At 44.6% G+C, this 6,000-nt stretch carries 5 protein-coding genes and 1 pseudogene; 1 reads left to right on the top strand and 5 read right to left on the bottom strand.

The genetic code is table 11. The features are described from left to right. Positions 1 to 446: IS630 family transposase (locus tag H6F41_RS04855; RefSeq protein WP_190401965.1), on the top strand; the 446-nt coding region annotated here is incomplete at its 5' end. A gap of 3 nt (positions 447 to 449) precedes the next feature. Here the strand turns inward: H6F41_RS04855 and H6F41_RS04850 are convergent. The 5 genes and pseudogenes from H6F41_RS04850 to gshB all read right to left on the bottom strand — a co-directional run. Then, positions 450 to 1,277: pseudogene (locus H6F41_RS04850) on the bottom strand (type I restriction-modification system subunit M); the annotation flags it as partial. Between the two features lie 268 nt (positions 1,278 to 1,545). Continuing rightward, positions 1,546 to 2,118, bottom strand: a complete 573-nt coding sequence (locus H6F41_RS04845; RefSeq protein WP_190402348.1) for a TIGR04376 family protein — start codon at positions 2,116 to 2,118, stop codon at positions 1,546 to 1,548. An 86-nt stretch (positions 2,119 to 2,204) separates the two neighbouring features. Further along, positions 2,205 to 3,326, bottom strand: a complete 1,122-nt coding sequence (locus H6F41_RS04840; protein WP_190402347.1) for a hypothetical protein — start codon at positions 3,324 to 3,326, stop codon at positions 2,205 to 2,207. A gap of 402 nt (positions 3,327 to 3,728) precedes the next feature. Then, entirely contained in the window at positions 3,729 to 4,670 is a 942-nt protein-coding gene (locus tag H6F41_RS04835) for a DUF1517 domain-containing protein (protein ID WP_190402346.1), read from the bottom strand. 161 nt (positions 4,671 to 4,831) lie between these two features. Then, positions 4,832 to 5,791 (bottom strand): glutathione synthase, encoded by a 960-nt coding sequence (gshB, locus tag H6F41_RS04830; protein WP_190402345.1) that lies wholly within the window; start codon positions 5,789 to 5,791, stop codon positions 4,832 to 4,834. Positions 5,792 to 6,000: the final 209 nt, after the last annotated feature.

The raw sequence follows: 6,000 nt of genomic DNA, 5'->3' as shown, positions 1-6,000 counted from the left end.
TTCCCTATGCTTGGCAAGAGAAAGGGACGGGTTTAAGCTTACCCAGTCAACGCAGTAAGAGGTTAAATGTCGTGGGTTTGATGAATCGAAACAATGACTTATCTGCTTATGTTTTTGAACGCAGTATCACCAGTGCAGTCATTCTCGCTTGTATCGATGACTTTGCTCGTCAATCTACCAAGCCAACAGTGATTGTTATGGATAAAGCCTCTATTCATACCAGTCAACTGATTCAAGAGAAATTAGAGCAGTGGAAGAACCAGCAAGTTGAGATTTTCCAGTTACCCCCTTATAGTCCCCAGTTGAACTTGATTGAAATTTTGTGGCGTTTCATGAAGTATGAGTGGATTGAACTCAATGCATATGAATCTTGGGAAAGTTTAGTCTCTTATGTTGAAAAAGTTCTTCGAGACTTTGGTTCAACTTATGTAATTAATTTTGCTTAGCTACTTATGTGCATCATTTAAAAATGACCCTTCAGGATTCCACTTAATATTTGAGCCATCAATCCCCCGCAAAGCCAAATTCATTCGACAAAGCTTATAGGTCGTCTCGTTGCTCTCCTGACCATAGATCGACAGATTATCCAAACGCCCCTGATGATTTTGGACAAACTTCTCACTCTGGACAAACATCCCACCCGAACCACAACAAGGGTCAAACACCCGCCCATTGTAAGGCTCTAAAATCTCCACCAATAGCCGCACAATACTTTCAGGTGTATAGAACTGTCCGCCCTTCTTCCCTTCGGCAAGCGCAAACTGTCCCAAAAAGTATTCATAGACCCGCCCCAAAACATCCTGCGCCTGCGCCTCCGCGTCCCCTAGCGTAATCGAACCAATCAAATCGATTAACCCACCCAAAGATTTCTGATCTAACTTTTGCTGACCATAGACCTTTGGCAAAATCCCCTTGAGCCGCTTCGCATTTTCCCGCTCGATCGCTTCCATTGCCAGATCGACAGTCTTACCAATATCAGGTTGTTTCGCCTGTCCTTGCAGATATGACCACCGCGCCTCAACAGGCACAAAAAAAACATTCTCCGCCGAGTACTCATCCCGATCCTCTGGATCGGCTCCTGCATAGTCCCCCTCACCCTCGATTAGCTGTTGGTGCAGTACTTCAAAAGCATCCGAAATATATTTCAGAAAAATCAGCCCTAAAACAATGTGCTTATATTCCGCAGCATCAATATTTTTTCGCAGCTTATCCGCAGTTTTCCACAACTTCTGCTCAAAGGAATCCGAGTTATTTTGCTTATCTACTGCGATCGCCATTTTGCCTCTATGTAAGCCAAGTCTAAATTCAACTACATGAAATTATCAGTGTCTACTATAGCAAGGCAAGAGTTCGTTAGTACAAATCAAAACCCAAGAAGCGAGTGGCGGCGCAGTGTGCCGCCACTCGCTTCTTGGGTTTTATATCCTAAGCAAAAAAAGTTTTGCTATATATTTGAACCTGTCTTTAATCGAAAATCTAATCAGTCTTGATATTTGCAATGTGAGTGTGGGACATAAAAAATACTCGACCTTTGCTCAAATATCTTTACTTACCTAAATTACGTTTAAGACGCTCTAACTCTTCGTCCATCTCCCAACGCCTAAAGGTTTCCTCTAGCTTGTCATTAGGGTCACGGAAGGGGGGGGTATAGAGATTGTCCCAATTGAGTGGCGTACTGGTCGGAGATTTTGCCTTTGCATTTTTAGCTTCTGCGGCAATTTTGGCTTGCACCTCTTTACGACGCTCTTGGATTTGCAACTGCAAAGATTTGCTATCACTCGCTCTTTTTTTGACTAGCTCCATTTGCGCCCAAATTTGATTGCCCTGACGCAACAGGGCAGCCTCGCGCTCTTTGGCTTGGCTAGCAAGATCCTGTCGATTAAAAGACTCAGCCTTAACCGTACGATCATGCCAAACCCGAATTTCTTCAGCAATTTCTAGGATGCGATCTTGGAGATTTTTTTCCTCCTGTTTGGAGCTAACAATTAACTTGAGAATTTCCTCTTCTTGTTGCCGCAATTTATCTTCGAGAATTTGCAACTCAATCTGTGGGTTATTGCGAATAAACTCCTCTAGGCGTGTTTCTAAAAAGCGAGATATATCCTCTAGTAACCCCATGTCTTTTCCTCAAATGTTTAAATAGGCTCATTCAAATAAGCCCCTGCTCAGAACTATCATCCATGATCTCGCGAGGAGTTGGTCAACTAAAATTTTTGCCCCACAAATACAGTTCTACTTTCCTTACCTCGTTTGATCACAATTTCTTGTTGGCTCACTCGTGATAATACCCAACCTGTGTTGCTGATGGCTTTGCCCAGACCAATTGACTGCACTGAGCCATCCATATCAAACATTGCCGTTGAGCGATCGCCTAAATCTAGGACTCCGATCAATGTATAGGATGGAGCTGGTGCAGATGGTGATGTTGCCGCAGCTTGTGGCGTGGAATTTTTTTGAATGGGGCTAGGACTAACTGAGTTATTTAGCTCGATCGCAGTATTGGCTGTCGCAGGTGGCAGTGCCAAGGGTGAGGGAAGATTATTGCCGTTAGCGAGATTTGGTGGTTGATAGACAGGTACATACATTGGCTGCTGATTATTCCCAACAGCGAGAGGCATCGTACTAATCAGTGGCGCAGTCATCATTGGTACTGTGTTACCAATGGGATTATTGGGATTAGTGGCAATTGTGCGATTTTGATCGACAATTTTGGATAAACTTCGCTTGATTTCTTCGGCAAAAGCGTTATTTACAGATGATGTTTGGGGGCTGACTTGGGCAATATTAACAACGGACTGGCGACCAATCCAAATGCCATGATTAATTGTCCACATTACTGCGGCAATTAGTGCTGAGCTACAGGCAAGCACTAGCAGGAGCCGATCTAATAAGTTGTATTTGGGGGGAATTTCTTCGGGGTGCTTGGTTGCAACATTTTCACTGCTATCTGGATTCCGCATGATGTAGGGTTGGATCCAGAGTACATCTTGCTTAGAGATGGGAGGCAGTGAGATGTCAGACATATTCATCTTGGTGATGCTGACTGTATCTTTTTGCGAGGATAGCTCGCGCTCGGAGTTATCTAATCTAGTTATGGCAACTATATCTGAGCTAGAGGTGTGTTTGCTTGAGTAGCCAGAAGGTGATTGATTTTGCTTAGGTGATGATTTTTTTTGCTTTTGCGATCGCAATTTTGCGTAATCAACATGGAGGGTACTTTCGACATCTCCAAATAGATCATCCATTAAGTTATCAACGTTGTCGGTATACACATCAACGTCTTGAGTTATATAAAACTGATTTTTATTATTTGTATCTTGCATCATCTGCTGACCCTATTCACTCCACTAATCACACAATGCTTCAATAATTTGAGCCAAAATTTGAGCTTAAGAGCATCAGCCCTCAGTTGAGTTGCACTTTTTTGTCCACATCTTAGCTGAATCTTAACGGAGCTACAACACTAATTTGTGTGTACTCTGACTGGATATGCCTAGATATACCTAACTATCGGATATATGGCTAGATATAAAGTAAATGTCTCGGTGAATAATACTGGTAAGTGATACCACATATTGTTATTTAATGCCACATATTTACGATGTATTTAGTAATTCTTTAGGCATAAAGCTGCTACACCGTATATTTTAAAAAGCAAGAGAGTGGCGACGCAATGCGTCGCCACTCTCTTATAAAAAAGAGGCGCATTGCGCCTCTTTTTTTTTGATTTAGATTCTCACCAAGTCAGGATAGATGGTTAGAATTTCGTCATTGGTAAGCGTGTAATCTTCAGACTGGGGTTCCCAAAGGACTTCGACGGCGATGAGATCATCGGTGGGTACAGAACCAATTGTGGATAGAGCAGATTGCAAATCGGCAGATGAGCGGAGCGTGGGTAATTTGCTGAGGGTATCGCCTGCCACTGCTAGCAACAAAGTCACCACAATATATTCGCTAGGATCTTCAAGGTTGAGACTCCCTTCGCTAGGCAGAGCTACGGTGGTTTTGCCGCTCAAAATGCGACCGCCAACATTACTCAATACTTCGTCATTGAGTTTGCTTCGCTCAGACATCACAAGGCTATTAAATTTCTGCTCGGCAAGGGCAAATTTAGTGTTTTCGCTAGCACTACTAACATAGACCCAATATTCAGGATGGCGCATCAGCGAAATTACGGTGTCACGGGTGACATCCGCTAGCCCTTGGGCGGAGGAGGTGTCAGATTCGAGGGCAAGACGGGTTAGATCTTGTTGTAGCGATCGGGCGGATGCGAGGAGTCCAACTTGAATTTTAGCAACGGTCACTTTGCTATTCATGCCTGTAATGCCTGCACCATCACCGTTGCCACGGAATGCTTGGATAATTGCACCTGCAACAATAATCAGTAACAACAGCCCAAATAGTCCGCCGCCGCCACCAAAAAACATAGGCAGGAAGAAGAATCCGCCACCGCCGCCGTAGTAAGAGGTACTACCACTATAAGAACGGGATGGGGAAGAGTAGCTAGGAGCGGAGCGACTAGGTGCAGATTTAAAGGTGCTGCCACCAATTCTGCCGCCTGAACGCTTGGCAAAAGCTTCATGGGCATTGCCAAAGATGGCGATCGCTACTAGCGAAACTGCTAACAGTGATCGCGTCCAGATTTTGGCAGTAGCTTTAACTTTTTTCATAAATTCGGGGCTAAAAAGCTTCATAGGAACAATTGACATTTATCAAAGCATTACTATAGTTTTTCTATAACAATTCTAACCCCTGTCAAGTCTTACCCCCTGCAAGATCGGTAAGGCAGGTTTTAAGATGAGTGGCGGCGCGAAGCGCCGTCACTCATTAATTAGGCATTTGCTAGCCAATCCATAACCCGATCGCCAAGACGGACTCCATCAAGGCGATCAATTTCACGGACTCCTGTGGGGCTAGTGACATTGACTTCGGTGAGATAGTCGCCGATGACATCGATGCCGACAAACATTAAGCCATCGCGTTTTAAAGTTGGCGCGAGTTGATTACAAATATCCCGTTCGCGATCGGTGATATCCACCTGTGCTGCACTCCCGCCCGCCGCCATATTGCCGCGAAATTCGCCCGATTTTGGGACACGATTGACTGCGCCAATCGGTTCACCATCGAGCAGAATAATGCGTTTGTCTCCCTTTTGGGCATCGGGCAGATATTCTTGCACCATTACAGGAGTTTTACCCATATTGGTACTAATTTCGATCAGTGAATTAATATTGCGATCGCCAACTTCTAAAAACAAAATTCCTTCACCGCCTTTACCACCAAGAGGCTTCATGACTGCTTTGCCTTCCGTGGCGACAAAATTGCGAATGGTGTCTTTATCCGCAGTAACGATGGTTTTGGGGATGGCTTGGGTAAATTGCAGCGCATACATTTTTTCGTTGGCGGCGCGGATGCCCTGTGTTGAGTTGATTACTTTGGTCTTGCTAGCATCAACGTAGTCAAGAATATAAGTCGCGTAGAGATATTCGGTAGTCACAGGTGGATCGGGACGCATCCACACAAATTGCATCTCTTCTAAAGGTTGAAACTTGCCCTCGGCTACTTCATACCAAGGATTAGGAACTTGCCATTTGCCTTCCACAAGCGGAACAGGATGAATTTTGGTCGGCTGCAAAAATGCCCAAGCCTTGCCATCCTTGACGCTGAGGGTGTGCATATTTGCTGTAAATACGGTGTATCCTCGGCGGCAGGCTGCTTCCATGAGCGCAACACTGGTGTCATGGGCAGGATCGAGTTTGGCGATCGGATCGATAATAAATGCAAGTTTCATAGGATATTGGTTGGGTCAGCAAACTCGGTATCTTCTAGACCGTGATTGAGTCAATATTAACAGCTAACCAAAAACAGAAAATGGCTGCGCCATTTTCTGTTTTTGGTTAGCTGTCACTTCATATATAGGACAAATCAAAACCCAAGAAGCGAGTGGCGGCGCGAAGCGCCGCCACTCGCTTCTTGGGTTTGTATCCTAACAAGAATGAC

It is taken from the genome of Pseudanabaena mucicola FACHB-723 (assembly GCF_014696385.1).
Taxonomy (GTDB): Bacteria; Cyanobacteriota; Cyanobacteriia; order Pseudanabaenales; family Pseudanabaenaceae; genus Pseudanabaena.
The sequence above is the reverse complement of the archived record's forward strand: the minus strand, read 5'-3'. Positions and strand labels throughout refer to the sequence as shown.